The organism is Streptomyces sp. NPDC048295 (assembly GCF_040652135.1).
GTDB lineage: Bacteria > Actinomycetota > Actinomycetes > Streptomycetales > Streptomycetaceae > Streptomyces.
Genome location: NZ_JBEZLL010000002.1, coordinates 21,614 through 47,750 on the forward strand (window position 1 = coordinate 21,614; position 26,137 = coordinate 47,750).

20 protein-coding genes are annotated in these 26,137 nt (G+C 69.7%); 11 read left to right on the top strand and 9 right to left on the bottom strand.

The genetic code is table 11. The features are described from left to right. The first annotated feature begins 73 nt into the window (after positions 1–73). Positions 74–1,498 carry an NADP-dependent succinic semialdehyde dehydrogenase gene (locus AB0D53_RS02535; RefSeq protein ID WP_362438917.1) on the top strand — a complete coding sequence of 475 codons (1,425 nt, stop codon included), beginning with the start codon at positions 74–76 and terminating at the stop codon, positions 1,496–1,498. A gap of 22 nt (positions 1,499–1,520) precedes the next feature. Further along, positions 1,521–3,908, top strand: a complete 2,388-nt coding sequence (locus AB0D53_RS02540; RefSeq protein WP_362438920.1) for a phosphoketolase family protein — start codon at positions 1,521–1,523, stop codon at positions 3,906–3,908. A gap of 27 nt (positions 3,909–3,935) precedes the next feature. Here the strand turns inward: AB0D53_RS02540 and AB0D53_RS02545 are convergent, their stop codons facing one another. Both AB0D53_RS02545 and AB0D53_RS02550 read right to left on the bottom strand, forming a co-directional pair. Further along, positions 3,936–4,259, bottom strand: a complete 324-nt coding sequence (locus tag AB0D53_RS02545; RefSeq protein WP_362438923.1) for a plasmid stabilization protein — start codon at positions 4,257–4,259, stop codon at positions 3,936–3,938. A 134-nt stretch (positions 4,260–4,393) separates the two neighbouring features. Then, positions 4,394–5,509 carry a chemotaxis protein gene (locus AB0D53_RS02550; protein WP_362438926.1) on the bottom strand — a complete coding sequence of 372 codons (1,116 nt, stop codon included), beginning with the start codon at positions 5,507–5,509 and terminating at the stop codon, positions 4,394–4,396. A gap of 204 nt (positions 5,510–5,713) precedes the next feature. Here AB0D53_RS02550 and AB0D53_RS02555 point away from each other — a divergent pair, with 204 nt between their 5' ends. After that, a complete protein-coding gene (locus AB0D53_RS02555; RefSeq protein ID WP_362438929.1) occupies positions 5,714–6,280 on the top strand; it encodes a hypothetical protein in 567 nt (188 codons plus the stop codon). Between the two features lie 13 nt (positions 6,281–6,293). Then, positions 6,294–7,643, top strand: coding sequence for a glutaminase A (gene glsA, locus AB0D53_RS02560; RefSeq protein WP_362438932.1), 1,350 nt, complete (start codon positions 6,294–6,296; stop codon positions 7,641–7,643). A 35-nt stretch (positions 7,644–7,678) separates the two neighbouring features. Here the strand turns inward: glsA and AB0D53_RS02565 are convergent, their stop codons facing one another. Further along, on the bottom strand, positions 7,679–8,503 hold the full coding sequence (locus AB0D53_RS02565; protein WP_362438935.1) for an endonuclease: 825 nt from the start codon (positions 8,501–8,503) through the stop codon (positions 7,679–7,681). A gap of 250 nt (positions 8,504–8,753) precedes the next feature. Here AB0D53_RS02565 and AB0D53_RS02570 point away from each other — a divergent pair, with 250 nt between their 5' ends. The 6 genes from AB0D53_RS02570 to AB0D53_RS02595 all read left to right on the top strand — a co-directional run bounded on the left by AB0D53_RS02570 (position 8,754) and on the right by AB0D53_RS02595 (position 17,572). Further along, positions 8,754–8,954, top strand: a complete 201-nt coding sequence (locus AB0D53_RS02570) for a hypothetical protein (protein WP_329815526.1) — start codon at positions 8,754–8,756, stop codon at positions 8,952–8,954. A 140-nt stretch (positions 8,955–9,094) separates the two neighbouring features. Continuing rightward, positions 9,095–10,252 carry a methyltransferase gene (locus AB0D53_RS02575; protein ID WP_362438939.1) on the top strand — a complete coding sequence of 386 codons (1,158 nt, stop codon included), beginning with the start codon at positions 9,095–9,097 and terminating at the stop codon, positions 10,250–10,252. A 165-nt stretch (positions 10,253–10,417) separates the two neighbouring features. Then, a complete protein-coding gene (locus tag AB0D53_RS02580; protein WP_362438942.1) occupies positions 10,418–11,608 on the top strand; it encodes an acyl-CoA dehydrogenase family protein in 1,191 nt (396 codons plus the stop codon). A 935-nt stretch (positions 11,609–12,543) separates the two neighbouring features. Then, on the top strand, positions 12,544–13,035 hold the full coding sequence (locus AB0D53_RS02585; protein WP_362438945.1) for a transposase: 492 nt from the start codon (positions 12,544–12,546) through the stop codon (positions 13,033–13,035). Beyond that, entirely contained in the window at positions 13,020–13,484 is a 465-nt protein-coding gene (locus tag AB0D53_RS02590) for a hypothetical protein (RefSeq protein ID WP_362438948.1), read from the top strand. The genes AB0D53_RS02585 and AB0D53_RS02590 overlap by 16 nt, the downstream gene beginning before the upstream one ends. After that, positions 13,481–17,572, top strand: a complete 4,092-nt coding sequence (locus tag AB0D53_RS02595) for a CHAT domain-containing protein (RefSeq protein WP_362438951.1) — start codon at positions 13,481–13,483, stop codon at positions 17,570–17,572. The genes AB0D53_RS02590 and AB0D53_RS02595 overlap by 4 nt, the downstream gene beginning before the upstream one ends. Here AB0D53_RS02595 and AB0D53_RS02600 read toward each other — a convergent pair. Then, positions 17,557–18,135: a hypothetical protein gene (locus tag AB0D53_RS02600; protein WP_362438954.1), complete on the bottom strand. Its 579-nt coding sequence runs from the start codon at positions 18,133–18,135 to the stop codon at positions 17,557–17,559. The two genes, AB0D53_RS02595 and AB0D53_RS02600, sit on opposite strands and share 16 nt — an antisense overlap. 247 nt (positions 18,136–18,382) lie before the next feature. On the opposite strand from AB0D53_RS02600, the gene AB0D53_RS02605 reads away from it, so the two are divergent. Further along, positions 18,383–18,721, top strand: a complete 339-nt coding sequence (locus tag AB0D53_RS02605; protein WP_362438957.1) for a hypothetical protein — start codon at positions 18,383–18,385, stop codon at positions 18,719–18,721. Positions 18,722–19,021: 300 nt separating this feature from the next. On the opposite strand, the gene AB0D53_RS02610 is transcribed toward AB0D53_RS02605, so the two are convergent. The 5 genes from AB0D53_RS02610 to AB0D53_RS02630 all read right to left on the bottom strand — a co-directional run bounded on the left by AB0D53_RS02610 (position 19,022) and on the right by AB0D53_RS02630 (position 25,796). Beyond that, entirely contained in the window at positions 19,022–19,741 is a 720-nt protein-coding gene (locus tag AB0D53_RS02610; RefSeq protein WP_362438960.1) for a hypothetical protein, read from the bottom strand. Between the two features lie 1,078 nt (positions 19,742–20,819). Then, entirely contained in the window at positions 20,820–22,394 is a 1,575-nt protein-coding gene (locus AB0D53_RS02615; protein WP_362438963.1) for an ATP-binding cassette domain-containing protein, read from the bottom strand. Next, positions 22,394–23,236 carry an ABC transporter permease subunit gene (locus AB0D53_RS02620; RefSeq protein ID WP_362438966.1) on the bottom strand — a complete coding sequence of 281 codons (843 nt, stop codon included), beginning with the start codon at positions 23,234–23,236 and terminating at the stop codon, positions 22,394–22,396. The genes AB0D53_RS02615 and AB0D53_RS02620 overlap by 1 nt, the downstream gene beginning before the upstream one ends. Then, positions 23,233–24,243, bottom strand: coding sequence for an ABC transporter permease (locus AB0D53_RS02625; RefSeq protein WP_362439949.1), 1,011 nt, complete (start codon positions 24,241–24,243; stop codon positions 23,233–23,235). The genes AB0D53_RS02620 and AB0D53_RS02625 overlap by 4 nt, the downstream gene beginning before the upstream one ends. Beyond that, positions 24,240–25,796: an ABC transporter substrate-binding protein gene (locus tag AB0D53_RS02630; RefSeq protein ID WP_362438969.1), complete on the bottom strand. Its 1,557-nt coding sequence runs from the start codon at positions 25,794–25,796 to the stop codon at positions 24,240–24,242. The genes AB0D53_RS02625 and AB0D53_RS02630 overlap by 4 nt, the downstream gene beginning before the upstream one ends. Between the last annotated feature and the right edge of the window lie 341 nt (positions 25,797–26,137).

Genomic DNA, 26,137 nt, shown 5'->3' on the forward strand with positions numbered 1-26,137 from the left:
CCGGGTGTCCGCCCGGCGGGGCCCGCGTTGCGGCGCGGCACGGTCGAAGAACCGAGTCAAGGAGGACACGGGCATGCCCATCGCGACGGTCAATCCCGCGAACGGCGAAACCCTCAGAACGTTTCAGGCACTGGACGAGGCAGGGATCGAGCAGCGGCTCGACGCCGCCGACACCGCGTTCAAGCAGTACCGGACCACCGGATTCGCCGAGCGGGCCCGCCTGCTGAACCAGGCCGCCGCGCTGCTGGACGAGGACCAGCGGGACATCGCGCGCACCATGACCGTCGAAATGGGCAAACCCGTCAAGGCGGCCCGCGCGGAGGCCGCCAAGTGCGCCAAGGCGATGCGCTGGTACGCCGCCCACGCGGAGGAACTCCTCGCGGACGAGCATCCGTCCGCCGCCGATGTGCGGGACTCCGGAGCCTCCCGGGCCTACGTCCAGTACCGGCCGCTCGGCGCCGTGCTCGCCGTGATGCCGTGGAACTTCCCGCTCTGGCAGGTCGTACGGTTCGCCGCCCCGGCCCTCATGGCGGGGAACGTCGGCCTGCTCAAGCACGCCTCCAACGTCCCGCAGACGGCGATGTACCTGGAAGGACTGTTCCGCCGGGCCGGATTCCCGGCGGGATGCTTCCAGACCCTGCTGGTCGGGTCGGGGGCGGTCGAGACGATCCTGCGGGACCGCCGGGTCGCCGCGGCCACCCTCACCGGCAGCGAACCGGCCGGCCGCTCCGTCGCGTCGATCGCCGGCGACGAGGTGAAGCACACCGTCCTGGAGCTGGGCGGCAGCGACCCGTATCTCGTCATGCCGTCGGCGGACGTCGCCAGGGCCGCCCGTACCGCCGTCACCGCGCGGGTCCAGAACAACGGGCAGTCCTGCATCGCCGCCAAACGGTTCATCGTGCACACGGAGGTGTACGAGGAGTTCGCCGAGCGGTTCACCGTGGGCATGAGCGATCTGACGGTCGGCGACCCGATGCAGGAGTCCACCGACATCGGACCGCTCGCCAGCGAACAGGGCCGCACCGACCTGGAGGAGCTGGTGGACGACGCGCTGCGACAGGGCGCCGGCGCGCTCTGCGGAGGCGGCAGACCCGACGGCCTGGCCCCGGAGCTGGAGCACGGCTGGTTCTACGCCCCCACCGTCCTCACCGGCATCACCCCCGCCATGCGCATCCACCGCGAGGAGACCTTCGGCCCCGTCGCCTCGCTCTACCGGGCGGAGGGGCTGGACGAGGCCATCGCGCTCGCCAACGACAGCCCCTTCGGCCTCAGTTCCAACGTATGGACCCGCGACCCGGACGAGGCGCGGCGCTGCGTACGCGACCTGGAGGCGGGAGGTGTCTTCTTCAACGGAATGACGGCGTCCCACCCCGCGCTGCCCTTCGGCGGGGTCAAGCGCTCCGGCTACGGACGCGAGCTCGCCGGGCAGGGCATCCGCGCATTCTGCAACGCGACCACGGTCTGGTACGGCCCCGAGCCCGTCGGCGCCACCTCCTAGAACTTTTCGGCTGGAGACATCCATGAGCAACGCCCCCGGTCCGGCGGCCCCGTCCGGCCCGTCCGACGAGGAGATCGCGGCACTCGACGCGTACTGGCGGGCCGCCAACTACCTGGCCGTCGGCCAGATCTATCTGATGGACAACCCGCTCCTGACCCGGCCGCTCGCCCGGGAGGACATCAAGCCGCGCCTGCTGGGCCACTGGGGCACCTCGCCCGGACTGAACCTGGTCCACACCCACCTCAACCGTGTCATCCGGTCCCGGGGCGTCCAGGGTCTGTGCGTCTGGGGCCCCGGCCACGGCGGACCCGCCGTCCTCGCCAACTCCTGGCTGGAGGGCAGCTACTCGGAGACGTACCCCGACGTCGGCCGCGACGCCGAAGGAATGGGGCTGCTGTTCAAGCAGTTCTCCTTCCCCGGCGGGGTGCCCAGCCACGTGGCACCGGAGACACCCGGCTCCATCCACGAGGGCGGCGAACTCGGCTACGCCCTCACCCACGCCTACGGGGCCGCCCTCGACCACCCCGAGCTGCTCGTCACCTGTGTCATCGGGGACGGCGAGGCCGAGACCGGACCGCTCGCCGCGTCCTGGCACTCCAACAAGTTCCTCGACCCGGTGCACGACGGAGCCGTCCTGCCGGTCCTCCACCTCAACGGCTACAAGATCGCCAACCCGACGGTGCTCGCCCGCCTCCCCGAGACGGAGCTCGACGCCCTGCTGCGCGGCTACGGGCACGACCCCCTGTACGTCGGCGGCGACGACCCGGTCGGCGTCCACCGGGCGATGGCCGCCGCGATGGACCGGGCCGTCGACCGGATCCGTGAGATCCAGGCCGCCGCCCGCACCGGCGGCGACACCGGCCGCCCGCACTGGCCGATGATCGTGCTGCGCACGCCCAAGGGCTGGACCGGCCCGGCTGAGGTCGACGGGGTGCCCGTCGAAGGCACCTGGCGCGCCCACCAGGTCCCGCTGCCCGGGGTCCGGGACAACGAGGACCATCTGCGGCAGCTGGAGGCGTGGATGCGCTCCTACCGGCCCGAGGAACTCTTCGACACCTCGGGGCGGCCGTGCCCCGAGGTGCTCTCCTGCGTGCCCGAGGGCGACGCACGGCTCGGCTCGACCCCGTACGCCAACGGCGGTCTGCTCCTGCGCGATCTGCCCATCCCGCCGCTGGACGACCACGCCGTCGAGGTCGGCAAGCCCGGCACGGTGCTGCACGAGCCGACCCGGGTGCTGGGCGGTCTGCTGGAGGCCGTCATGGCCGCCACCGCCGAGCGTCGCGACTTCCGCGTCGTCGGCCCCGACGAAACCGCGTCGAACCGGCTCGGCGCGCTCTACGGCGCCACCGCCAAGGCCTGGCAGGAACGGATACTGCCGACCGACGAGCACCTCGCCCGCGACGGACGCGTCATGGAGGTGCTCTCCGAGCATCTGTGCCAGGGCTGGCTGGAGGGCTATCTCCTCACCGGCCGGCACGGCCTCTTCTCCTGCTACGAGGCGTTCGCCCACATCGTCGACTCGATGGTCAACCAGCACATCAAATGGCTCAGGACATCCCGCCGGCTGGCCTGGCGCCGCCCCATCGCCTCGCTCAACTACCTGCTCACCTCGCACGTCTGGCGCCAGGACCACAACGGCTTCTCGCATCAGGACCCGGGCTTCGTCGACCACATCCTCAACAAGAGCCCCGAGGTCGTGCGGGTCTATCTGCCGCCGGACGCCAACACCCTGCTCTCGGTCGCCGACCACGCGCTGCGCAGCCGCGACTACGTCAATGTGATCGTGGCCGGAAAACAGCCCTCCTTCGACTGGCTCACCCTCGACCAGGCCCGCGCGCACTGCGCCCGCGGCGCCGGTGTGTGGGAATGGGCGGGCACGGAGGACGGCAGCCGCGAGCCCGACGTGGTGCTCGCCTGCGCCGGCGACGTACCCACACTGGAGACCCTGGCCGCGGCGGATCTGCTGCGCAGGCATCTGCCGGAGCTGGCGGTGCGGGTGGTCAACGTGGTCGACATGGCGCGGTTGCTGCCCCGCGAGGAGCATCCGCACGGGATGCCGGACTCCGAGTACGACGCGGTGTTCACCCGGAACACGCCGGTGATCTTCGCCTACCACGGCTATCCGTGGCTCATCCACCGGCTCGCCTACCGGCGCGCGGGCCACGCGCAGCTGCATGTGCGCGGCTACAAGGAGGAGGGCACCACCACGACCCCCTTCGACATGGTGGTCCGCAACGACCTGGACCGCTACCGGCTGGTCATGGACGTCATCGACCGGGTGCCCGGCCTCGGCGTGCGCGCGGTGGCGGTACGCCAGGCGATGGCGGACGTCCGCACCCGCCATCACGCCTGGATCCGTGAACATGGCACGGACCTGCCGGAGGTGGCCGACTGGACCTGGAGCGGCTGACCCCGTCCCGGTGCCCCCGATGTGGGCTCAGCGGCCGACCGCTCGTGCCAGCTGGGCCTTCGTCATGCTCGACCGCCCGTGGATGTTCTTCTTCCTCGCCTCTTCGTAGAGCTGGTCGCGGGTCGGTCCTTCCGCTCCGCTGTGGGAGCGCAGACCACCGCGCCGCGAGGAGGACATGTCCTCGATGGAGGTGCGGCTCGCCGTCCTCGACTCACCGGCGCGGGCACGTGCCTTGTTGACCGTACGGGCCGCGATCTCCTCGGCGCGTTCCTCGCTCACCCCGCGCTCCTGCGCGCTCTCCTTGATGTGCTCGTACTGCCGTTCCCGCTTGGCGTCGTATCCGCGTGGCATGGTGCCGTCACCTCTCTCTCCGGGACCTGCCCCGGGGCCCGGCGGGCCCCTCCCCAGTCTCCCAGCGACGCCCCGGGCCCGCATGCCTGAGGCATACGGGCCCGGGGGAGGGGTACTGCGTCGCGCCGGTCCGTTCAGTAACGCAGGGCCGCCGCGATCCGTCCGTGTTCCGCGAGCGAGCCGTCCGGGAGGAAGACCACGTCGGCGCCGCTGTCCAGAGCCGCCTCGACGAGCTCGTCCACGATGTCCTCACGGACCGTGCCGTCCGCGAGGTCCGCGGCCCCGCCGCTCACCGGCTCCAGGTGCTCCTCCGTCACCCGGACCGTCTGCTGGAAGTGCTCCTCCACCGCGACGAGTCCGGCACGGCCCTCCCGTACGGCGGCCCACACCTCGTCGAGACCGCCGGCGAAGGCGCGGCGGCCACGGGCCTCGTCCAGCTTGCCGTCGATCTCCGCCGCGAACCGCTGCTGCCGCTCGTCGAGCGCCGGCCGCAACTCCTGGAGCAGCTCGCTCGGTGACATGTCGGCGGGCGCACCCTTGGTGACCCGGCCGACGGCCGACTTGGCGCTCTCCCCGACCTCGTCCAGCAGAGCGAGCGCGGGGGCGAGGCCCATCAGATAGAGCGGGCGCGGATCCTCGGCGAGCACCGCGCGCAGCTTCTCGTCGGCCGTGCGCAGGAAGGTGCGCGTCTCCTCGTCGCTGAACGTGCTGGGGGTGTCGCCGATCCGCTCCTCGCGCTGCGGGTCGGACGGCTCCTGCGGAGCCGTCAGCGGGAATCCGCCGGTCCGCTCCTCGCGCAGGGCGTCCGCGGTGCCGCTCCACAGGACGGCCCGGTCGGCCGAGACGGTGAGTGCCCAGAAGGGCTGGGCCTGTGCCTTCGCGGCGACCAGGTTGCGGGTGAGATAGGTGTCGCTGAGCACCACCCGTTCGGGCGCGGTGCGCGGAAGCTGCCAGATCTGGTGCTCGTCGGCGGTGACGAGGAGGACCAGGGCGTCCAGGGCCCGCCGGGGATCCACCTCGGTGACCGCCCGGTCGAGTTGTTCCTTGAGCGCGGTCCGCGCCTCGCGGGTGACCGCGGGGTCCGCTTCCAGCCGCCCGGCGGCCTCGGCCACCAGATTGCGCAGCCGAACGGCGTCCTGGGCGTTGTCCGGAGCGCGGCGGTGTGTCGGCATGGTCAGGGACAGGGCCGGATAGGGCTTGACCGCCCGCAGTTTCTGCAACAGGCCGGCGGTCAGGGCATCCGTATCCATCTTTCTCTCCCAGGGGTTTCGGCCGGAATCCGCTCCCGAGCGAAGCGGGTGAATTCGACGAGTCAATTCATACCTTTTGATCCTAATATGGGCGAGTTCTTCATTGTTGTTCTCGGCAGGTGCACGCGATGTCCACGCCCACCGTGCCTCTGCCGGTCCTCCCTCCCCCCATTCCTTACGCCCTTCCGAACAGACGGAGCGTCCGTGAACCCGATCAGTCACCTGCGGCACGCCCTCGGCGGCCGCGCAGTGCGCAGCCTGACCCCGGCCGTGCTGGCCGCGTCGGTCATCTTCGGCACCGCCGCCTGCGGCGGCTCCGGCAGCAATTCCCCCGGCACGGCCAGGAGCACCCGAACGGTCTCCCCCGAACCGGCCCTGACCAGCTCCGCGAGCCCCACCGGTCGCACCCAGCAGGAGTTCGCCGCCTCGGTCTCCGCCGCCGCCGAGCGCAACCGGCAGCAGGCGGTGAAGCAGCTCGCAGGCGTGCAGGGCCAGGGCAACGCGGTCAAGGACGTCTCGGTGACCGGGCAGCCGGTCGCGAAGACCGAGCAGGTCCGCAGCGCCCTGGTCCGGGTCACCAACCGCACGGACAAGGCCGCCTTCTACTCCGTCAAGGTGGAGTTCGTGGACGCGTCGGGGAAGGTGCTCGACTCCGTGGTGCTCGGGTTCTCGGACGTCCCGCCCGGACGGACCGTCAACCAGCTCGCCAACAGCCGGAAGGCGGCCGGCGTCAAGACGTTCCCCCGGATCGCCCAGGCCGAGCGCAGCTGACGGCCGGAGCCGGGTGAGTACCGCCGCCGGCGCCGTCACCGAGGCCCTGCGCGAGCTGCACACGCGGTTCACCGGGCTGCGGGACGGACGGCCGGCCGACTACATCCCGCAGTTGGCGCGGAGCGACCCGGACGCGTTCGGGCTGGCCCTGATCAGCATGGACGGCCACCGCTACAGCGCGGGTGACGCCGATGCCCCGTTCACCCTGCAGTCCGTGTCGAAACCGTTCGTCTACGCCCTCGCCCTGTCCGTCCTCGGGCTCGACGAGGTGTGCCGCTGGGTCAACGCCGAACCCAGCGGCGAGGCGTACAACGCCATCAGCCTGGAACCGGGCACCGGCCGGCCCGACAACGCCATGGTCAACGCGGGCGCCATCATCACCACCGCGCTGATCCCGGACACTCCCGACGCCCCGAGGTCCGACCGCATCCTCGACTGCCTGAGCCGCTTCGCCGGCCGGCGGCTGGACGTGGACGAGCAGGTGTACGCCTCGGAGGCAGCCACCGGCGACCGCAACCGCGCCCTCGCCTATCTGATCCGGAGCACCGGGCCGCTGCCCGTCGACCCGGTCGCCGCGGTCGAGACGTACTTCAGACAGTGCGCGGTACGGGTCACCGCACTGGACCTGGCCGCGATGGCCGCCACCCTCGCGCACGGCGGCGTGAACCCGCTCACCGGTGACGCGGTGGTCCCGGAGCCGGTCGCGGCGCAGGTGCTGGCGGTGATGGCGACCTGCGGCATGTACGACGCCTCCGGCGACTGGCTGCTGCGTGTCGGACTGCCCGCGAAGAGCGGTGTGTCCGGCGGGCTGATCGCCGCCGGACCCGCGCGGTTCGGCCTGGCCACCTACAGTCCGCGGCTGGACCCGACCGGCACCTCGGTGCGCGGGCGCGCCGCGCTCGGTGCCCTGTCGGAACGGCTCGGCCTGCATCTGATGCACAATCCGGCACAGGCCGCCAGCACCGTCACGCTCGTCGCCACCGCCGACGAACTGCCGGCCACCGGGGGCGCTCCGGGGGACCGCGCCCCGCGTGAACGGGTGGCGGTCGTCGCCGCTCAGGGCGCCATCGACTTCACCGCGGCCGAGCGCGTGCTGTACGCGCTGGACGAGTCGCGCCCCCGGGCGACGGAACCCGTCGTGCTGGACCTGCGGCAGGTGACCGGCGTCGACCGGGTGGCCGGGGCGATGCTGCGCGTCGGGCTCGGCCGGATCTCGGCGGACGGGGCACGTACCGCCGTCGCAGACCCGGCTCGCCGGCTCGCCCTGCCCGGCCCCGGGCAGCAGGACGCGCCGACGGCCCCGCGGTGGTTCTCGACCCGTTCAAAGGCCGTGGCCTGGTGCACGGGCGGCGGGCCCGGCTGAGTGCCGGGGCCCGCGCCGTCACTTCCGGGCCGGGTCTACCAGATGGCCGAGACCCACTCCGGGTGATCGATGAACGGGTTCCGGTTGTGCTGGTACTGGTCGAATATGACGTCGTTGCGCCGCTTCTCGAAGGCGTCCGGCGGGTCCTCCTGGCTCCACGCCTTCAGGACCGACAGGCGGCCGATGTTCGGGGCGGAGCCGTTGTTGACCTTGTCGTTGGGCTCCAGGTCGGGGAAGGAGTCGTCGCCCTCGTAACGCACCGCCATGTAGAGCAGCATGCGGGCGACGTCGCCCTTGACCGCGTCGCGCGGCTCGAAGGAGTCGCTGTCGGTGTAGTTGCCCGGTGCGCCGCTGACCGCGCTGCCGCCGTTGTCGAAGTCCTTGTTGCCACGGATCGAGTTGACGGTGACATCCTCCGGGCGAAGGTGATGGATGTCGGTGCCGGGGCCGGTCGCGGTGCCGAAGTCGCCGTGGGACTTGGCCCAGACGTGCTCGCGGTTCCAGTCCCCTACCGAGCCGCCGTTGGAGTTCTTGGACTGCGAACGGCCGGTGTAGAGGAGGATCACGTTCGAGCTGTTGGCGGGGTCCTCGTCGGTGTCCTTGAGGGCGTTCCAGACCTGGCTGTACGAGAGCTTGGTCTGGACGCTGATGATGTCGTGCAGGGCGCTCTTCAGCTGGGTGCCGGTCTTGCCGAGCGCGCCCTGGTAGTACGTGTCGTCGAGTACCCGCAGTGATGTCGCGGTGGTGGGCGCGGCCCCGGGTGTGGCGGCCGGTGCGGCGGCGGCCGTGCCGCCGAGCACCGTGAAGGCGGCCAGGGTCGCCAGCAGCGGGCGCCGGTAACGAAGGTGACGACGGGACATGTGGGGTGTCCTCTCCGGAAATGCGTGCGCCACGACACCGTCACAAGGTGGGGGGCGGCGCCGCGGCGGTCGTGTGGTACGTGGTAGCCGGGAGCCTTCCACACGCACCGTGACCATGGTGTGAACAGCGTGTACCTATCATGTGCAGGTCAAGTGTTGGCTTGATCGTGACCCCGGGAGCGGATCGCGGGGCCTCGGATGCGGCACGCCGGGCAGGGGGCGAGAATGACCGAAAGGACGAGGAGGCGGCATGAGTGACGAGCCCGAATCCGTATCCGTATCCCGGGGAGTGACTCCCGACAGCCTCTTGCACACCGGCGGCAGCGACAATCCGTCGGCAGAGGACCTGGTACTCGCCTCCGGACGGGACCTGACTCCGAAGAATCTCCAGTGGGCGCAGCGCAGGCTCGCCCGGGAGGGCCGGTCGGCGATCGACAAGACCCTGCCCTAGCGTCTTTCGCCCTGGATCGGCCGGACCCCGCGAGCCCGGCATGATCCAGGACGTGAGGCCCGGGGCTCGCGGCGGCCCGGTGGCCCGAGCCGCAGGGAGTGTGTGGGCGCTTCCCGCGGCTCGGCTAGCCTGGGTGCACAATGAACCGTTTGACGACGTCAGGGGCCGGGTTCGACCTCGCCCGCTACCCCGAGGACCCGCGCGACCCGTTCCGCGCCTGGGATGCTGCCGACGAGTACCTGCTGCGCCGGCTGGAAGGGGCCGACGGCACGGATCCGGTCGATCTGTCGGGCGCCGTGGTCGTGGTGGGCGACCGCTGGGGCGCGCTGAGCACGGTGCTCGCCGGGCACCGCCCCGTGCAGATCACCGACTCCTACCTGGCGCAGCGCGCGACCCTGGCGAACCTCGGCCGCAACGGCGCGGACCTGGACGCGGTACGTCTGCTCTCCGCCCGGGACACACCGCCGGACCGCGTCGACGTCCTGCTGGTACGTGTCCCGAAGAGCCTCGCGCTCCTGGAGGACCAGCTGCACCGGCTCGCGCCGGCCGTCCACCCGGACACCGTCGTCATCGGCACCGGGATGGTCAAGGAGATCCACACCTCCACCCTCAAGCTCTTCGAACGGATCATCGGCCCGACCCGCACCTCCCTGGCCGTCAAGAAGGCCCGGCTCATCTTCTCCACCCCGAGCCCGGCAGCGGGCCGTGCGCCCAGCCCCTGGCCGCACCGGTACGAGCTGCCCGAAGGGCTCGGCCCGGTCTCCGGCCGCACCGTCACCAATCACGCCGGGATCTTCTGCGCCGAGCGTCTCGACATCGGCACCCGGTTCTTCCTCGGCCACCTCCCCGAGCGCGGCGGCCCCGAGCGGGTCGTCGACCTCGGCTGCGGAAACGGCGTCGTCGGACTGTCCGCGGCGCTCGCCAACCCCGAGGCGACGGTCACCTTCATCGACGAGTCGTACCAGGCGGTCGCCTCCGCCGAGGAGACCTTCCGGGCCAACACCGGCCCCGGCGCCGAGGCCGAGTTCCTGGTCGGCGACGGGCTGGCGGAACTGCCGCCCGCCAGTGTGGACCTGGTGCTCAACAATCCGCCGTTCCACTCCCACCAGGCCACCACCGACGCGACGGCCCGCACCATGTTCCAGGGTGCCCGCGCCGCACTGCGGCCCGGCGGAGAGCTGTGGGTGGTCGGCAACCGGCACCTCGGCTACCACACCCGACTCCGCCGTATCTTCGGCAACTGCGTCACGGTCGCCGGCGACCCGAAGTTCGTCGTGCTCCGCGCGGTCAAGCGCTGACCCCCGCCGTCGGAGGCCGGCCCGCGCCGTCGGGGGCCGGTCCGCGCGCGCTCAGGAGCCCGCCCCCGCCGAACCGTGTCCCGGCCCTTCCGGATTCTTGCAACACGTTCTACTGTGTGCGCCGCCGCACACGGACGACGCGACCGCGAGACTCCCGGAGGGGCCGTGCACCTCGAATACACGCCTGAACAGCAGCAGTTGCGCGCCGAACTGCGCAACTACTTCGCCGCACTGGTCCCCGACGACGCATACGCGCGCTACGCCGCCCCCGAGACCCAGAAGAGCTTCTACCGGGAGACGATCCGCCGCCTGGGCAGCGACGGCTGGCTCGGCGTCGGCTGGCCCACCGAGTACGGCGGACGCGGACTCTCCCCGATGGAACAGTTCATCTTCTTCGACGAGGCCGCGCAGGCGGGTGTCCCGCTGCCGCTGATGGCCCTCAACACCGTCGGCCCGACGATCATGCGCTACGGCACCGACGAGCAGAAGGCGTACTTCCTGCCGAAGATCCTCTCCGGCGAGATCGACTTCGCGATCGGTTACAGCGAACCCGACGCGGGCACCGACCTCGCCGCCCTCAGGACCCGGGCCGTGCGCGAGGGCGACGAGGCCACCGGCCACTACACGGTCGACGGGCAGAAGATCTGGACGACCAACGGCGACACCGCCGACTGGGTGTGGCTGGCCGTCCGCACCGACCCGGACGCGCCACCGCACAAGGGCATCACCATGCTGCTCGTCCCGACCACGGACCCCGGCTACTCCTGCACCCTGATCAACACCCTCGCCTCGCACGACACCACCGCCAGCTACTACGAGAACATCCGTGTCCCCGCCTCCCGCCGCGTCGGCGAGGAGAACAAGGGCTGGCGGCTCATCACCAACCAGCTCAACCACGAACGCGTCACCCTCGCCGCCCACGGCACCATGGCCATCCGCGCCCTCCACAACGTCCAGCGCTGGGCCGCGGACACCCCGCTCGCCGACGGCCGCCGCGTGATCGACCTCGGCTGGGTCCGTGCCCTGCTGGCCCGCACCCACACCAGGCTCGACGCCATGAAACTCCTCAACTGGCAGATGGTGTCCGCGGTGCAGAACGCGACCCTCACCCCGCAGGACGCCTCCGCCGTCAAGGTCTACGGCTCCGAGGCGCGCCGCGACGCCTACGCCTGGCTGATGGAGGTCGTCGGCTCGGCGGGCCCGCTCAAGGAGGGCTCGGCCGGCGCCGTGCTGCACGGCGAACTCGAACGCGGCTACCGCTCCGCCGTGATCTTCACCTTCGGCGGCGGCAACAACGAGATCCAGCGGGAGATCATCTCCTGGATCGGCCTGGGGATGCCGCGCGTGCGGCGGTGAGCGCCTGTGTGACGAGGCTTTTAGTTGGCACAAAAGCGGGATAGTTGGCACCAGCTGAAATCGCTGACCAAGCGAGCAGTAGTCTGACGCGCCGACTGTCCGAGGTGGCTGACCTGCTACGTTCCGTGAATTGATGAGGTTCGGGCGTACCGCGCGTCGCGGTTCTTGCTTGCTGATCGTGTGTACGGAGCCGCGGAGGACCAGGTTTTGGTCGCAGGTAGTCCCAGGCTGGCGCAGAGGTTCAGACGTGGGCGCTAGTGAATTTGTTGACGATTTATCGCTCGGCGCGCGGTCTGGGAGTCTTCACGTTGAGGTCTGTGGCGGAGAGGATGTCGTCGATATTGATCTTGAGGTCGGTCTCATGGTCGCAGGCGCGCGCCAACTGTGCCGCGTAGGCATCAAGGCGCCCACGGAGTCGGAGTCGGGCGCCGCGCATGTCGTCCCGTTGGAGAACGGAAACTTCTTTGCTGAGGAAGGTGATGTCCCTGCTTTCGAGCTCGGCTTTGCGGATGACAGGGCTGTGCAAAGGCTCGCCCTGAGTGGCGCCGGCCCACGCGAGGGCGGTTCCGATGTCAGGTCGCCCTGCTCGTGAAACCTGCGGAGGCGAGGGATTCTGCCGGTCAGGAGGTGCCACTCTCCACTCGGCATACGCCACTCGGCCAGACCCCGACGGCGGCTCGCGTAGTTGATCCGTTCGTCGGTGGCATCGAGGTGATCTGCGATCTGGTCGACTCGGCGGTCGAACTCCTGCCGCGGTTTTACGGGTTCGAAGCGCTTGGCGAGGCTGGAGAGGAGCTTGGCAGCCATCTTCGGAGTCAGACCAAGGGTTTCGGCGCATCGATGCCAGGCGAGTCCGGTGGCGAGTTTTGGGCTTTACCCCGGGCCGTGGACACTTCTGAGAAGCGGATCTTCGGGCACGTGGAGAGGATGTCCTCATGGGTACTGCGAGGTACTCGGGGGAGTTCAAGTGGGCCGCGGTCGCGCTGGTGGAATCCAGCGGACGGCACATCGGGTCGGTGGCGCGGGGGCTTGGCGTCAACCCGGAGCCGCTGCGCCAGTGGGTCGCGCGCTCGCGGGCGGAAGCGGCCGCGTCTGGTGCGGGCGGTGAGGGCCTGTTGAACCCGGCGGAGCGTGAGGAACTGCGCCGCCTGCGCAAGCAGGTCCGCGAGCTGGAGAAAGAGAGGGAGATCCTGCGGAAGACGGCTGGTTCGAGCGAAGCTGAGAGCTCGGGGAAGGTCAGACGAGCACACGAATCGCCTGGTGGCTACGGGCGATCTTGGTCGAGAGCCCGTCTATCAGGAGCTTTGGAGTTCCGTAGATCCGTCCAACAAGCGGCCAGCACTGTCAGGTTGGAAATGGATCACTGGCATCCGGGCTCCCTGACAGTGTTCTTCCAGAACCCGACCCCTCCATGCATCATGGTCTGATGACGTCACGGTCAACGGGGGACGCATCCACGGATGCTGAAAGCACACGTTCGGTCGGGGAACTCCTCGTCAGCTTCATGGCCGGATCCATTTTCCTGCCCTTCTTTCAAGGGGTGGTGAGCAAAGCCAGCGAGGACATCTACGTATGGCTGCACAGCGCGCTCCCGCGAAAGAGAGCGGCGGCAGCCGAGGACGAGCTGGTGAGCAGCGGCCAGATCACGGTCGTCGACCCGGTGCGCCGTCTGGCCTTCGAGCTGCCGGCGGACATAGAAGGCCGTGAGGCCTCGGCGATCCTGAGCCTTCGTATCCCGACGGCCTCCGATACGTGGCTGCTCGTCAGAAAGGACTACTCCCGGCGTCTGTGGGTGATCGTTCCGATCGACGGTCCACCCGCGGGAAGTGTCGAGGTCGGTCCGACGACTCCGGTGCGGGAAGACCCGGCAGAGTGAGCGGTCGCTGGGCCCTCTTACGGGCCAAGAGCCGGAAGTCGGCAGCGCTGAAGAAGCGGGAACGGGCACTGGCCTGGGCCCGCGAGCTCACCAGTTCCTTCCAGCAGTTCCCTGAGGGCGCACAGTCGAAGGCGGATCCGGACTTCGTCGCAGCACTCGCATCTGCGCGGACCGATCAAGCGCTCAAAGCGCTCGACGTTTCGACAGCGCTCGACCATCTGGAAGCCCGCAGGGAGACCGACCAGGACCAGTTCGACGTGGAGGCGTTCATCGCCGCCGGTTGGCTCAACTTCCTGCAGGCGATGATCCTCCCCGGCGAGCAGCGCGACGCATTCAATCGGGGAATGCGTCTGCTGTTCGTGGCCTATCAGCTCGACCCTTCGGCCGTGCCGTGGCAGACCCTGCCGACCCTGATCGAGACCTCACCTCAGCAGGCTCTTTCGGTCGGTGTCAAGCAGCTTCAGGACTACGACAGTTCCAGGGACATCAAGAAGCTCCGCCTTGCGATCTTCATTCTGAAGCACACCTCGACACTCCTGCCCGACGGCAGCTCGACCACAGATGACTGCCTCGACGCACTCACCCGTTGCTACGTCGCCGCCTCGGTCCACGGCCTCGACTTGTTTCTTCGGACCGGGAACGAAGACCTGCTGGAACAGTCGATCGAGATGGCCCGCACAGCCGTGAGCAGCAGTCCGGTCGAGGTCCTGCCGTATTCCATGAGCCAGTTGTCCGACGTATTGCGTTTGAAGGGAGAGGCATTCAGCGATGCCGCGGCCGCAGAGGAGGCTGTGACGGTCGGCCGTGATTCCCTCCGGGCAGCCGAGGGCAATGACCTCGTAGAACCACTCATCCTGTCTCGCCTGGCCGGCGCGCTGCGTGTCTCCCACCAACTGGCACCCGACCTGGACCGCATCGCAGAATCCGTGGAATACGGCCGACAAGCCATCGCCATGTCTGCGGAGACCGACCCCAACTGGGCTGCGAGAATCGGTAATCACTCGGCGTCGCTCCTGTTGCGTTATCGGATCACCGGCCAGACCCAGGACATCGTGGAGGCCATGGAATGGTGCACCCGCGCCACTGCGGCCCAGCATCCCGGAGATCCCGATCCAGGGATGGGCCATGCGAACCTCTGCGAGATATTGAGGACCCGGTTTCTTCCCACGACAGACGTGGACGGACTGCGTCGCTCGGTGGAAGCTGGACGGCTCGCGGTGGCTCTGACTCCGCCTGAGTATGCCAATTACGCGCGCTACTGCTGGAATCTCGCGGCATCTCTCGGGGCGCTCGCCATGCTGACCGACGACAGCGAACTCGTCAACGAGGCTCTGCTCTTCTCTCGTTCCTCCGTGGACGCGACTCCGCCCACTCATTGTGACCATCCGGAACGCCTGATGGTGCTGATCCGTATCCTATTCATGCAGAACTCGGACCATCCCGACCCTGCCGTACTCGACGAATGCTTGCGCCTGTCCCGGCATGGCGTCGAAAACACCTCGGTTACACACCTCGAGTATCCCGCCGTACTCGCCGCCCACGCCCACATCCTGCACGAGCAGTACCATCGAACGGGCCACCGAGACTACGCGCTGGAGGCGGTACGCGCGCTGCGGGACGCGAACGAGGCCGTCTCTTCGGGCAGCTACAACAGGCCAAGCATCATGCGCGTCATGGTGAGTTCCTGGCACGAGGCGATCGCAGTGAAAACAGGGTCGCCCAGAGACCTTGCCCGACTGGTCCCAGTCCTGCGCGAGCTGATCCACGAATCCGAACCAGCCTCCGAGCAACGCTGCGAACTCCTGATCGCCCTCACCAACGCCCTGGTCTACCTGCACGAGTATGAGCCTCGTGCCGAGGTCCTCGACGAAGCCGTCGCGGCCTCAGCCGAAATGAAGGCTTCGGCGCTGCCGTACCACGTCCATATGCCCGAGTATCTGATCGCTCAATCGGTCCCCTTCACCAAACTGTACGAATCGTCCGGCGACCCGGTGGCCGTCGAAGAAGCCATCAGCGTATTGCGACGAGCGCATGAGCTTCTGACCCCGCTCCACCGTCTGCGGGCGGATGTCGCGATGCGTCTCTGCATACTGGTGATGGGTTCTGCCGAGTTCAAGGGACCCACTGCCGTAAGAGACGCCATCGTGTTCGCCCGGGAGGCGATCGGGCTTCTGCCTGCCGGGGGCCCCCGGCACAACAACGCCCGCACGCTGCTAAGCGCTGCCCTGCAGAAACACTCCGACATCACCCGTAGCAGGCGACATCTCGAAGAGGCCCTGGCGATCTCACGCGCACTGATCGCCGAGACGGCCCCGGACGAGTGGGCAAGACACCAGTACATGTCGGACCTCGCCCTCGGGCTGCAACGCTACGCGCGTCTCACGGACTCCCCCGAGCACCTTGACGAGGCGATCGACATCATGCGCGGCCTCGTCGAGGATCCAGCAGACGCTTTCCGCTCCAACCGGCTTCCTCAGCTCGCCCAGATGTACATGGACCGGCATCGTGCAACGGGCCGGACAAGTGACTTCGAGGCTGCCCGCACCATAGTCACCGAAGTTGCGGAGAACGAGAACGACTCCCCCCGTGTGCGCCTGTCTGCCGCACGCACAGCGGCTCGGCTGAGCGCCTTTCGCGGCAACTGGGCGGAAGCGATGGGAATGTACGCCCTCGCGGTCGAACAGCTGCCGTTCGTCGTCGGGCCTCGACTGACCCGTGAATCTCGGGAAGCCCTTCTCCTGGACATGGCCGGACTCGCGGTCGCTGCCGCCTCCTGTGCGCTGGAGCTGGACGATCCCCACCAAGCAGTCAGGATTCTGGAGGCGGGCCGGGCCATGCTGGTCACGCAGGCGATCAACCTGCGTGGGCCTCTCGCCGTGGCACGCGAGCATGCGCCTCATCTGGCCGCCCAATGGCAGCAGCTGCGTCGCGAGACGGCGAACGCCGATCCGGAGACGCTCGTCCAGCGACATCGGCGGGCCACACGATGGGGCGCCCTGCAAAAGGAATTGAAGGTGCTTCCGGGCATGGAGGAGTTCGCCGCTCCACTGTCGGACGCCGCACTCCGAGACGTCACGGCCGAGGGCCCTGTCGTTATGCTCACCACCATGAGTACGCGGGCAGACGCCATCATCGTGAAGGACGGCGCCGTCGAGGCCCTGCGTCTTCCGATGACCGGAGAGGACCTCGTACGGGCCGCGAACACACTGCTCAACGCCCAACCGGAGGCAGCGACCGAACACCGGTCACGGCAGGAGATGTTCCGGTCCCTGGAATGGATCTGGGACAAGATCGCGCATCCCGTCCTGTCGGCTCTGGGAATGGACACGGCCTGTCCCCCGGGTCAGGCCCCGCGCCTGTGGTGGTGCCCCACCAGCCTTTTCACCTTCCTCCCTCTCGGGGCCGCCGGCTATTACGGCACCCGCGACACCGTCCTCGACCGCGCGGTCTCTTCCTTCACCCCTACGATCTGCGCGCTCCAGCACGCCAGGCGCCCCAGAGCCGCCGCGGCTCACGATTCCTTCCTGAGCGTGAGTGCGCCGGATGTCCCGGGCCTGCCACCCCTGCCCGGTGCCTCCGCGGAGACGCTGTTCCTGCGAGGCCGGTTCCCTGGCGGCGTCTTCCTCACCGGACAGGAAACCTCAGCCGACCGGGTACTGGACCAGCTCGCAAGTTCCAACCGGGTCCACTTCGCCTGCCACGGCATCAGTTCCCCGTACAACCCGTCGTCCAGCAGTCTGATCCTGCATCACGGCAGCGAACTGCGCGCGACAGAAGTCAGCCGGCTCGACATCGACGGGGACCTGGCGTTCCTCTCCGCCTGCGATACGGCCCGCGGCGGTTTCGACATCCCGGACGAGGCCATCACCGTTGCATCCGCCTTCCTGATCGCCGGGTACCGCAGCGTCGTGGGCACCCTCTGGCCGATCTACGACACCGAAGCCGCCGAGACCGCCCAGGACTTCTACGGTGCTCTCGCGCCGACCACCACGGCGGCCCACGCGCTCCATACCGCGGTGTGTCGGACCCGCGCCCGCGTCCCGAACCGCCCCGACATCTGGTCTGCCTACGTTCACAACGGTGCCTGAGGCGCCGAAACTAGGCACGCTGACGGCCACTGTGCCCTCAGTGGCTGAGCCGGGTTGTAGATGACGGCCGACTGCACACCACGCCGCCAGCAGCCTGCTTCGGCGATCGGGCCCAACAGCTCTGCCGAAGCGGGCTGCTGGCGGGCACAGCATTGGCTTCCGTCGGCCCCATAGGGCCGGCATCGGGCGCCGTATCCGTGGGGGTGGTGGTCTCGACCGTCAGGACCGAGGGATCTCGCCGGCGGCTGGGTGACGATGCGGCGCAGTTCGTCGATCAGTTCAGGTGGCGGCGGCGGAGCGGCGGCAACCTTGGCCTCGATGTGCGCGATGACGGCGGGGCCGAGGAGCTGCTCGCAGCGCTCGCGGATCTCGTGCACGCGACACAGGCGAGGACTGCCGTCTGGGGTCTGGTGCACCTTGTCGGGCGAGGAGACGCCGTTCTTCAGGTTTTCAGCTTGTCGCTCCATCGCCACCTGACTGTCCACCTCAATCTCGTCCTTGTGGGTCTGGTCCAGCGTCTGCTGCTGGTAGGTATCCAGTGAAGCTTCCAGGATGTCTGTCACCGCCCACCCTCCCACCGGGTGGACGCCGACGTCGTCCTGAATGTGTGGATCGGGGCTCGGCTGCTGACAGAATTGGCGGCCCGGGCAACTCTGCGCCAAGGGAGGACACATGACCGATGGGCCACGATCGTCCGAACCGCCATCCGGCCTACCGCCAGAGGACGGCGATGAGAAGAAGCCGCTGCGGCGGCGCGCGGCTGACGTCTGGAACAAGCTCGGGCCCGCTGGCAAGGTGGGGGCGATCAGCGTGGCTGCTGCGGTGGTCGGAGGTGTCATAGCCCTCGCCCGTACCCATGCGACCGCGACCGCAGCCGAGGGCGAGCTCGAGCCGGAGCCCGACGTTTTCGGCGGCGTCCTCGCCGAGGTCGCCCGCATTCTCGCCGAGGCCGCTGTGGAACAGGACGACAGCTCCAGGTCCTCCGACGCCCCGCCCCGGGCGCCCTACGCCGGTCCCGTAAGCGGCTACTGGCGCGACCAGTGTCTCAACCCCCGCGGCCACGCCACTGGCAACTGCACACACGAGCGGCGGTGGGTGGACGAATACACCAAGGGCGCCAGGGAAGAGGCGGAGGACATCGAGGTCTAGCCTGCCAACAGCAGCGGCAGGCACGAGCTGCCTCCCGCAGGGGCGAATGGCCGGTGACCAGGGTGGTCGGCTCTCGTCCATCGGGTGAGCCGCTGACCTTGCTCCCACTGCTCACGAGCTACGCATCAGAATCCCGTCATCGCGACCTGCTCGCGGTCTGCGCCGGTCTGCGGGTCCACGCTCCCGAGGGTGTCCATTCAACAGCCCCCGGCTCCGGGCCGGTGCGGCTGGAACCGGATCCGACCCGGGTTCCGGCTGGTGTGGTCGCGGGGACCCGGGCTCCTTCTGTTACCGGGGCGTCTACTCGTCCCGCTCCTGGAGCGGGATCGGCGCGTCAAAGATGTCCACGACGAACTCCGAGGTCCCGTTGCCCTCGTAGTCCTCGTCACGATCACTGTGCAGCAGCGTGTGTACCCTGACCCAGCGTCCTTCCTCGCTCGCAGCCTCGGCCACCTCGAGCGCGCTGCGTACTGGGCTGACACCGCCGAGCGGCTGCTCGCTGGTCCATGTGCTCAGGAGCTTCACGTCGAGGGGAAGAGCCCAGGTACGGGGCTCGGCGCTCGCCGGCACGGACACCTCGTCGTCGCGCAGTTGAAGCACCCACTCGACGTTACTGTCGGCCCGGCGCTCGTTCGACATGCGGATCCCGAGCCCGATCATGTAGGCGCTGTCGAGGTACTCTTCGAGGTCGCCGTCGATACCGCCGAAGTAGACGGCATCCCGGATGACGCCGACTGGCCCGTAGGGTGTGAACGTTCCGAGTTCCGGTGCGGGCCTGCCCTGGAGATACTGCCGTACGGCCATGCGCACTGGGTTCGGAGCCCGGTCGAGAACCGCCCCTAGGGCTGGGCCGCCCTGGTCGAATAGATGACTGTTGAGGGCCTCGACGAGCTCGCCGCTGAGGGCCAGATCGGCCGCTCCCAGCGTCGTGACCACCTCCAGGCGCTCGTGAGGGTCCTTGACGAGGGCGAACACCCTGCAGCGTCCCGGGTTCATGTGTGCGATGAACGAATGGATCACTTTCGGTCTCGTTTCACGTCTCGGCACGGCGGCACGACGCGCTTCGCATCGGCATACCGTCATCACGGGTGGGAAGAAGGCCCGCACATCGACGTGTCGCGCGAGCTTCGTACCCGTGCGCATGGTCGACCGACAAGCCGCATGTCAGGCCCGGCACTTGAGCCCAAGCTTGCGTAGCGACGTGAGGCTATCAGCAGTGGCTGTACCACCGTGGAGGATTAGGTCTCCTGCGGGGCTGTCGTATCGCCGAAGATCCGCAGTCGCATGGGCCTGCTCCACGACGGCCTGCTTCGTGACCTGCGCTGTACCAAAGTGCCAACTATCTCTCGGATTCTGCCCCTCCAGCTGCTGATGCTGCTTGGCATCAGTGCAGGTCAGGAACGTTGCCTGGTGCCAAGTAGCAATCCGGGTCACAGCCTGCGACCACAGGTTTTGGTTGTCACATACCAGAGCTGGTCGGCACCCCGGCGGGTGATCACCGAGACGCTGCGGAACCGGATCAGGGCCGCTGACGGACAGCGGTCCGGTGCTCACTCCACGCCCGCGATGGCGCCGCGGCCTGATGGTGACGCGGTTCGGGCGGAGCCGGCGGCCGCGCGGAAGAGGATCCGCGGGCCCGAGGAGGAGCGGGACGTCCTCCGCGAGGCGGCCCGGTGTTTCGCGGGGGGAGACGCGCTGGTGAACCGCTGCCGGTTCGTCGAGGATCCCCCGCGTCGTTCCGGTGAGCTGTACCACCGGATCCTCGCGCCGGTGGTGTACGGCCTGCCGGAGGTGGGGCTGCACCGGAACCCCAGGGGAACGCTGTCCCGCGGCCCTGCTGAACTTCCGCATGGACTTCCTGCTCCTGCTGTCTCGCGGCGAGCGGGTCGTCCTGGAGGCCGGCGGGACCCGGCATCGCACGCGAGAGCGCGGCAACGGCCCGACACCGCGAAGTACGCGGCCATGACGGCTGGTGACTGTGGCCTGGAGCTGCGCGCCTACGGGGTCTTCCGCCTCGGCCATGACGACTTGCGCGAACCCGCTGGAGCCCGCACGGTCCTCGCGGCGTTCCTCCCGGCGCTCTTCGAGCGCTTCGAGGTCACCGGCCTTCCGGGACGACTCCCGCGCCGCCTCCCCCTCCCCGGCCGGCCGGGACGGATCCCGGACGGGACACGGCCGGCGCCGGGAACTCCGCGGGCAGAAGCTGCTCGGCGGGCCCGCTGGCAGTGATCCGGCCGGCCTCGATGACGTGGACGGTGTCGGTGTGGCGGGCGACGAGGTGGTGTTCGTGGGAGACCACGACGAGGGCCATGTGGTGTTCCTCGCGCAGGCGGGTGAGGAGGGCCATGACGCCGGCGGCGGTCTCGGTGTCGAGGGCCGAGGTGACCTCGTCGCAGAGCAGGATGTCGGGGCCGGCGGCGAGCGCGCGGGCGATGGAGACCCGCTGGCGCTGCCCGCCCGACAGCTCATTCGGGAAGCGGCCGGCGTGGGAGGCGGGGAGACCGACCTGATCGAGGAGTTCGGCGATGCGGCCGGGGACCGCGTGCCTGGGCAGGTCGGTGTGCAGGCGCAGGGGGCGGGCGAGTTGCTGGGCGACGGTGTGCCGGGGGTTGAGGGCGTCGAGCGGGTTCTGCGGGACGAGCTGGATGCGCCGTTGTTGCTCGCGGGTGCGGCGCCGGACGTCGGCGGCGACAGGCCGGCCGTCGAGGGTCAGGTGCCCTGTGTGCGTGGGGTGCAGGCCGGCGAGGACGCGCAGCAGGGTGGTCTTGCCGGATCCGGACGGGCCGATGACGGCGCAGGCCGAGCCGGGGGACGCGGTGAGCGATGCCCCGGTCAGGGCGGGGCGGCTGCGACGGCCGGTGCGGAAGGAGGCGTCGATCGCGGATGCGGTGATGCCCTCACCGCACGGGGCGGGGGAGGGGGCGGCGCGGCCGGGGGAGGAGGGCGGGTTGTCCGCGACGTGGACTGCCTCGGTCGTCGTGGGGTCGAGCCGAATGGTCTGGTCGGCGCACGTCCTGGCGAGGTGCGGGTCGTGGGTGGCGATGACGACGGCGAGGTTCCGGCCGGCGGCGAGGTGGCGCAGCAGGTGGGCGATCTCGTCGCGCAGGGAGGTGTCGAGTCCCGCGGTGGGCTCGTCGAGCAGCAGGATCTGCGGGTTGCGGGCGAGGGCACGGGCGAGAGCGACACGGCGTTGCTGGCCGCCGGACAGGGCCGTGGGCCGACGGTCGGCGATGCCGGTGCCGGCCGGGAGGCGGCATTCCGTGAGCAGGGCGTGGACGGACTCGTCGGCCGGGTCGGCGGCGAGTTCGGAGACGAGGCGGCGCACGGTCATGCGGGGGTTGAGGGCGGAGCCGGGGTCCTGGCCGACGTAGGCGACGGCGGTGCGGCGCAGCGCGCGCAGTGCATCGTCGGGGAGCCGGTGCGGGGCGTGGCCGAGGACGTCGAGTGTGCCGGTGGTATCGGTGCCGGGAGGCAGGTGGCCGATGAGTGCGCGCAGGAGGGTGGTCTTGCCGCTGCCGGAGGCGCCCATCAGGGCGGTGACCTGCCCGGCGTGCATCTGTGCCGTCGTGGCGGGCAGGAGTACGGCGCCGCCGGGAAGGCGTATCTCCAGCCCGGAGACGGTGATGAGGGCCGGCTGTGCCGTGTCGCGGCCGGCAGGAGCACGATCGCTCATCAGCGGGTCACCGCCTTCGCTGTGGTGTCGGGGGCCAGGGAGAGGGTGACCAGGTTGACAGTGATGGCCAGCACGGCGATGGCCAGGCTGGGGGCGAGGACGGCCCAGGGGTTGAGGAGGATGCCGGAAGCGTTCTCACGGACCATCAGGGACCAGTCGGAGGCGGGCGGCTGAGGGCCGATCTGGAGGAATCCGGCCATGGAGATGACGTAGACGGCTTCGACGAACCGGAGCCCGAACAGGGTCAGGACGGTGGCGCGGAGGTTGGGCAGGACCTCGCGCAGGGCGATGTACCGGGTGGACTCGCCTCGGGCCAGGGCCGCTTCGACGTATCCGGCGGTGGCAAGGGGGGCTGCGGCCGCGGCGACGATCCGGACGGCGTACGGGGTGCCGAGGATGATGGCGGCTGCGATCACGGCCCAGCGTCCGCCGCCGGGCCAGGCGAGGGCGATCAGCATGATGCCGAGCAGGGGCGGCAGGAGGATCGCGACATCGGCGCTGCGTTCGACTGCGCGGCCGAGGGCGGGCCGCAGCACGGCGATGCACCCGATGAGGGCGGCGGCCAGGGTGGTGACGGCGGCGACGAGCAGGGCGCCGCCGATGAGGAGGCTGCCGCCGTGCAGGACGCGGCTGAGGACGTCGCGGCCGAGCTGGTCTCCGCCGAGTGCGGCACCCTCGCCCGGGACGGCGAACGGTGCGGTGACAGGGGTGTCGATGGTGTGCGGCGCGATCAGCGGGCCGATGAGCACCGGCAGCAGTGGCAGGACGGCGAGGGCGATGAGCACGGTGGTCCTCGCCCGCCGGTGGGTGCGGCGGGCTGCCCCGGGCAGGGTCGCGGTCATGCTCGGGCTCCCAAGGTGGCGTGACGGATGAGGTCGGCGGCCAGGAGCACGAGGCTGATGACGGCGCCGGCACAGATGACGACTCCGGCGATCAGCGGGGTGTCGCGCGCGGCGACCGCGCCCGCGAGAACGGAGCCGATGCCCGGGTAGTTGAACAGGGTCTCCACCACGACCGCCCCGCCGAACAGCAGGCCGGTGGAGGTGGCGATGCCGGTGGCGATGGCCGGCACCGCGCCCGGCAGTTGGTGGCGCAGCAGAACACGGCGCAGGGGCAGGCCGTCCAGGTGTGCCGCTTCCACATGCGGGGTGGCGGCCTGGTCGGCGAGCGCGCCGCGTACGACGCGGGTGTTCCAGCCGGTCTGCGGGATGACGAGGGCGAGGACCGGCATGATCAGCATGGTCCAGGTCGTGGGCCGGCCGTCGCCGCCCGTCACAGTGACGGCCGGCAGCCAGCCCGTCCAGAGCGACAGCACCAGTAGCAGCGCGGCCGAGACGACGAACTCCGGTATCGCGAACGCGGCGGTGGACGTGTGGGAGATGACGCGGTCGGCCAGGCGGCCGGGGCGGGCGGCGGCCCAGCAGCCCAGCAGCAGGGACAGCGCCACGGTGATCCCGAACGCGCTCAGCGCGAGGGCGAGGGTGTTCGGGAGCGGATCGGCGAGGAGTTCGGTGACCTTCTGCCCACGGGCGGAGGTGCCGAGGTCGCCGGTGGGCAGGGCGGACATCCAGTCGGCGAACCGCTCCCACACCGGCCGGTCCAGGCCCAGCAGGTGGCGGCGTTCGGCAAGGTCCGCGGCGCTCTCCCCCCGCTCGGCCGAGGCGCCGGCCGCGTCCCCCGGCAGGAGTTCGACGGCGGCGAACACCAGGGCGAGCAGGACGATCAGCAGCAGCGCGCGGCGCGCGGCCGTGCCGGCGATGCGCAGGGCGAGCGCGCCCGCCCTGCGCGGGGAGGTGGCCGCCGCCCGCGCGGGAGCGGCCACCGGTCCGGTCCTGGCCATCCGGCTCAACTCAGCCACACGCCTTCGAGCTGGACGCGGCCGTAGCCGGCGAGCTCGGGCAGGTTCTGCACCTTGGCGGCGGCCAGGTCGATGCCGTCGGCCATGCCCCACAGCAGGTAGCCGGAGCGGTCGTATTCGATCTGCTGGAGCTCCTTCAGCGCCGCCGCCCGCTTGCCGGTGTCGGCGGTGCCGATGACCTTGCGGTAGGAGGCGTCGAAGCCGGGGTCGTTCCAGCCGGCTTCGTTCTGACCTGCCTCGCTGACCATGGTCTTGGAGGCGAAGAAGACCACCGAGTCGTTGGTGCCCCAGTAGGAGGTGTAGAAGTCGCCGGTCTTCCAGGTCTTCTCCCAGAACGCGCCGGACTCCTGCTTGACGACCTCGATCTTGATTCCGGCCTCGCGGGCCTGGTTGGCGAACAGGGTCGCGGAGTCGGCGAGTCCCGCAATGTCCTCGGTGGTGACGAGCTCGTAGGTCTTGGACAGGTCGAAGCCCGCGTCGGCCAGGAGCTGCCGGGCTTTGGTGAGGTCGCGCTTGCGCTGGGGGATGTCCTTGGCGAAGGCCGGGTCGCCGGTGCCGAGGATGTCATTGGCGACGGTGCCGTAACCGGACAGGACCTGCTTGACCATCGCGTCGCGGTCCACGACCAGGCGCATCGCCTCGCGCACCCGTGCGTCCGCGAAGGGGCTGCCCTTGGCGGTGCGCATGACGATCGGCATCGCCATGTCGTTCGGCCGGCGCAGTACCTGGATGTCCTTGCGGGTTTCCGCGGTCCGGGCGGCCACCGCGCCGGCGTTGGAAGCGAGGTCGATCTGTCCGGCGAGCAGGGCGTTCGCCATCGCCTGCGGGGTCTCGAACATGGTGATCTCGATGGCGTCGAGATGCACGGTGCCGCCGTACCACTTGTCGTTGCGTACCAGTCGGGCATTGCCGCCGCGGAACCACTCCAGCTTGAACGGGCCGGTGCCGGGCGCCTTGTCGAGCTCGGAGTCCTTGGTGTCCTTCTTCATCACGAAGGAGGCGAACCGGGTCAGCAGCGGGAACTCGGCGTTGGCGTAGTCGGAGACGAGCACGATGGTGTCGGTGCCCTGGGCGCTGATGTTCTCGGCCTGGATGCCGGGCAGGCGGGCCGCGCCGGAGGGCGTGTTGCGCAGCCGCTTGAGCGACCACACCACGTCCTCAGCGGTGACCGGGGTGCCGTCGTGGAAGGCCGCGCCCTTGGCGATCGTGAACTTCCAGGTCTTCAGGTCCGCCGACGGCTCCCAGGAAGAGGCAAGCCGCGGGGCGGTGTTGGACTGGGCGCCGGGGACGGTCAGGGTGTCGAAGACGAGGGCGAGGACGAGGTAGTCGCTCTCGTTGGCCTGGGTGCCGTGCGGGTCACGGGTGATCGCGCTCGACCGCCCCAGCGCACCCACGCGCAGCGTGCCGCCGGCGCGGGGTTTCCCCGCGGCCGCACCGGGGGCCGGGGAGCCCTTGGAATCCCCACCACCGCCACAGGCTGCGAGAAGCCCCGCACCTCCGATGCCGGCTCCGGCCCACAGCAGCTGTCGTCTGGTGACACCCACGTCTGTCCTCGTCTCAGGGTTCGTACTCAGGTTTGCTTAGGCTCACCTAACCGAAGTCGGCCAATCTCTGCAAGCGCCCCCGCCCGCCCCCGGCTACGACGCCGGCCATCGTTCGATGGGTCAAGTGCGCAGCTCAGACGATGAGTTGAGGTGGCATCGGTAGTGCCTGAACGTGGCCAAAATCAGACTACGTTGATGTAGTCGAACTTCTCGTTTAGGGTTGCCTTACCTGATTGGCGGGGCTACGTTCCTGCTGTCCGGCAGCGCCCCGATCCTTCCCGGACACCACCACCCTTCGCGTTCCCGCGCCGTCCACGAGCCGGTGCGGCCATGCCGCACGC

What these genes read in the sequence shown, in the direction of transcription:
- AB0D53_RS02535 (WP_362438917.1), top strand. Translation starts at nt 74, where the DNA reads ATGCCCATCGCGACGGTCAATCCCGCGAACGGCGAAACCCTCAGAACG.
- AB0D53_RS02540 (WP_362438920.1), top strand. Translation starts at nt 1,521, where the DNA reads ATGAGCAACGCCCCCGGTCCGGCGGCCCCGTCCGGCCCGTCCGACGAG.
- AB0D53_RS02545 (WP_362438923.1), bottom strand. Translation starts at nt 4,259, where the DNA reads ATGCCACGCGGATACGACGCCAAGCGGGAACGGCAGTACGAGCACATC.
- AB0D53_RS02550 (WP_362438926.1), bottom strand. Translation starts at nt 5,509, where the DNA reads ATGGATACGGATGCCCTGACCGCCGGCCTGTTGCAGAAACTGCGGGCG.
- AB0D53_RS02565 (WP_362438935.1), bottom strand. Translation starts at nt 8,503, where the DNA reads ATGTCCCGTCGTCACCTTCGTTACCGGCGCCCGCTGCTGGCGACCCTG.
- AB0D53_RS02570 (WP_329815526.1), top strand. Translation starts at nt 8,754, where the DNA reads ATGAGTGACGAGCCCGAATCCGTATCCGTATCCCGGGGAGTGACTCCC.
- AB0D53_RS02575 (WP_362438939.1), top strand. Translation starts at nt 9,095, where the DNA reads ATGAACCGTTTGACGACGTCAGGGGCCGGGTTCGACCTCGCCCGCTAC.
- AB0D53_RS02585 (WP_362438945.1), top strand. Translation starts at nt 12,544, where the DNA reads ATGGGTACTGCGAGGTACTCGGGGGAGTTCAAGTGGGCCGCGGTCGCG.
- AB0D53_RS02590 (WP_362438948.1), top strand. Translation starts at nt 13,020, where the DNA reads ATGCATCATGGTCTGATGACGTCACGGTCAACGGGGGACGCATCCACG.
- AB0D53_RS02615 (WP_362438963.1), bottom strand. Translation starts at nt 22,394, where the DNA reads ATGAGCGATCGTGCTCCTGCCGGCCGCGACACGGCACAGCCGGCCCTC.
- AB0D53_RS02620 (WP_362438966.1), bottom strand. Translation starts at nt 23,236, where the DNA reads ATGACCGCGACCCTGCCCGGGGCAGCCCGCCGCACCCACCGGCGGGCG.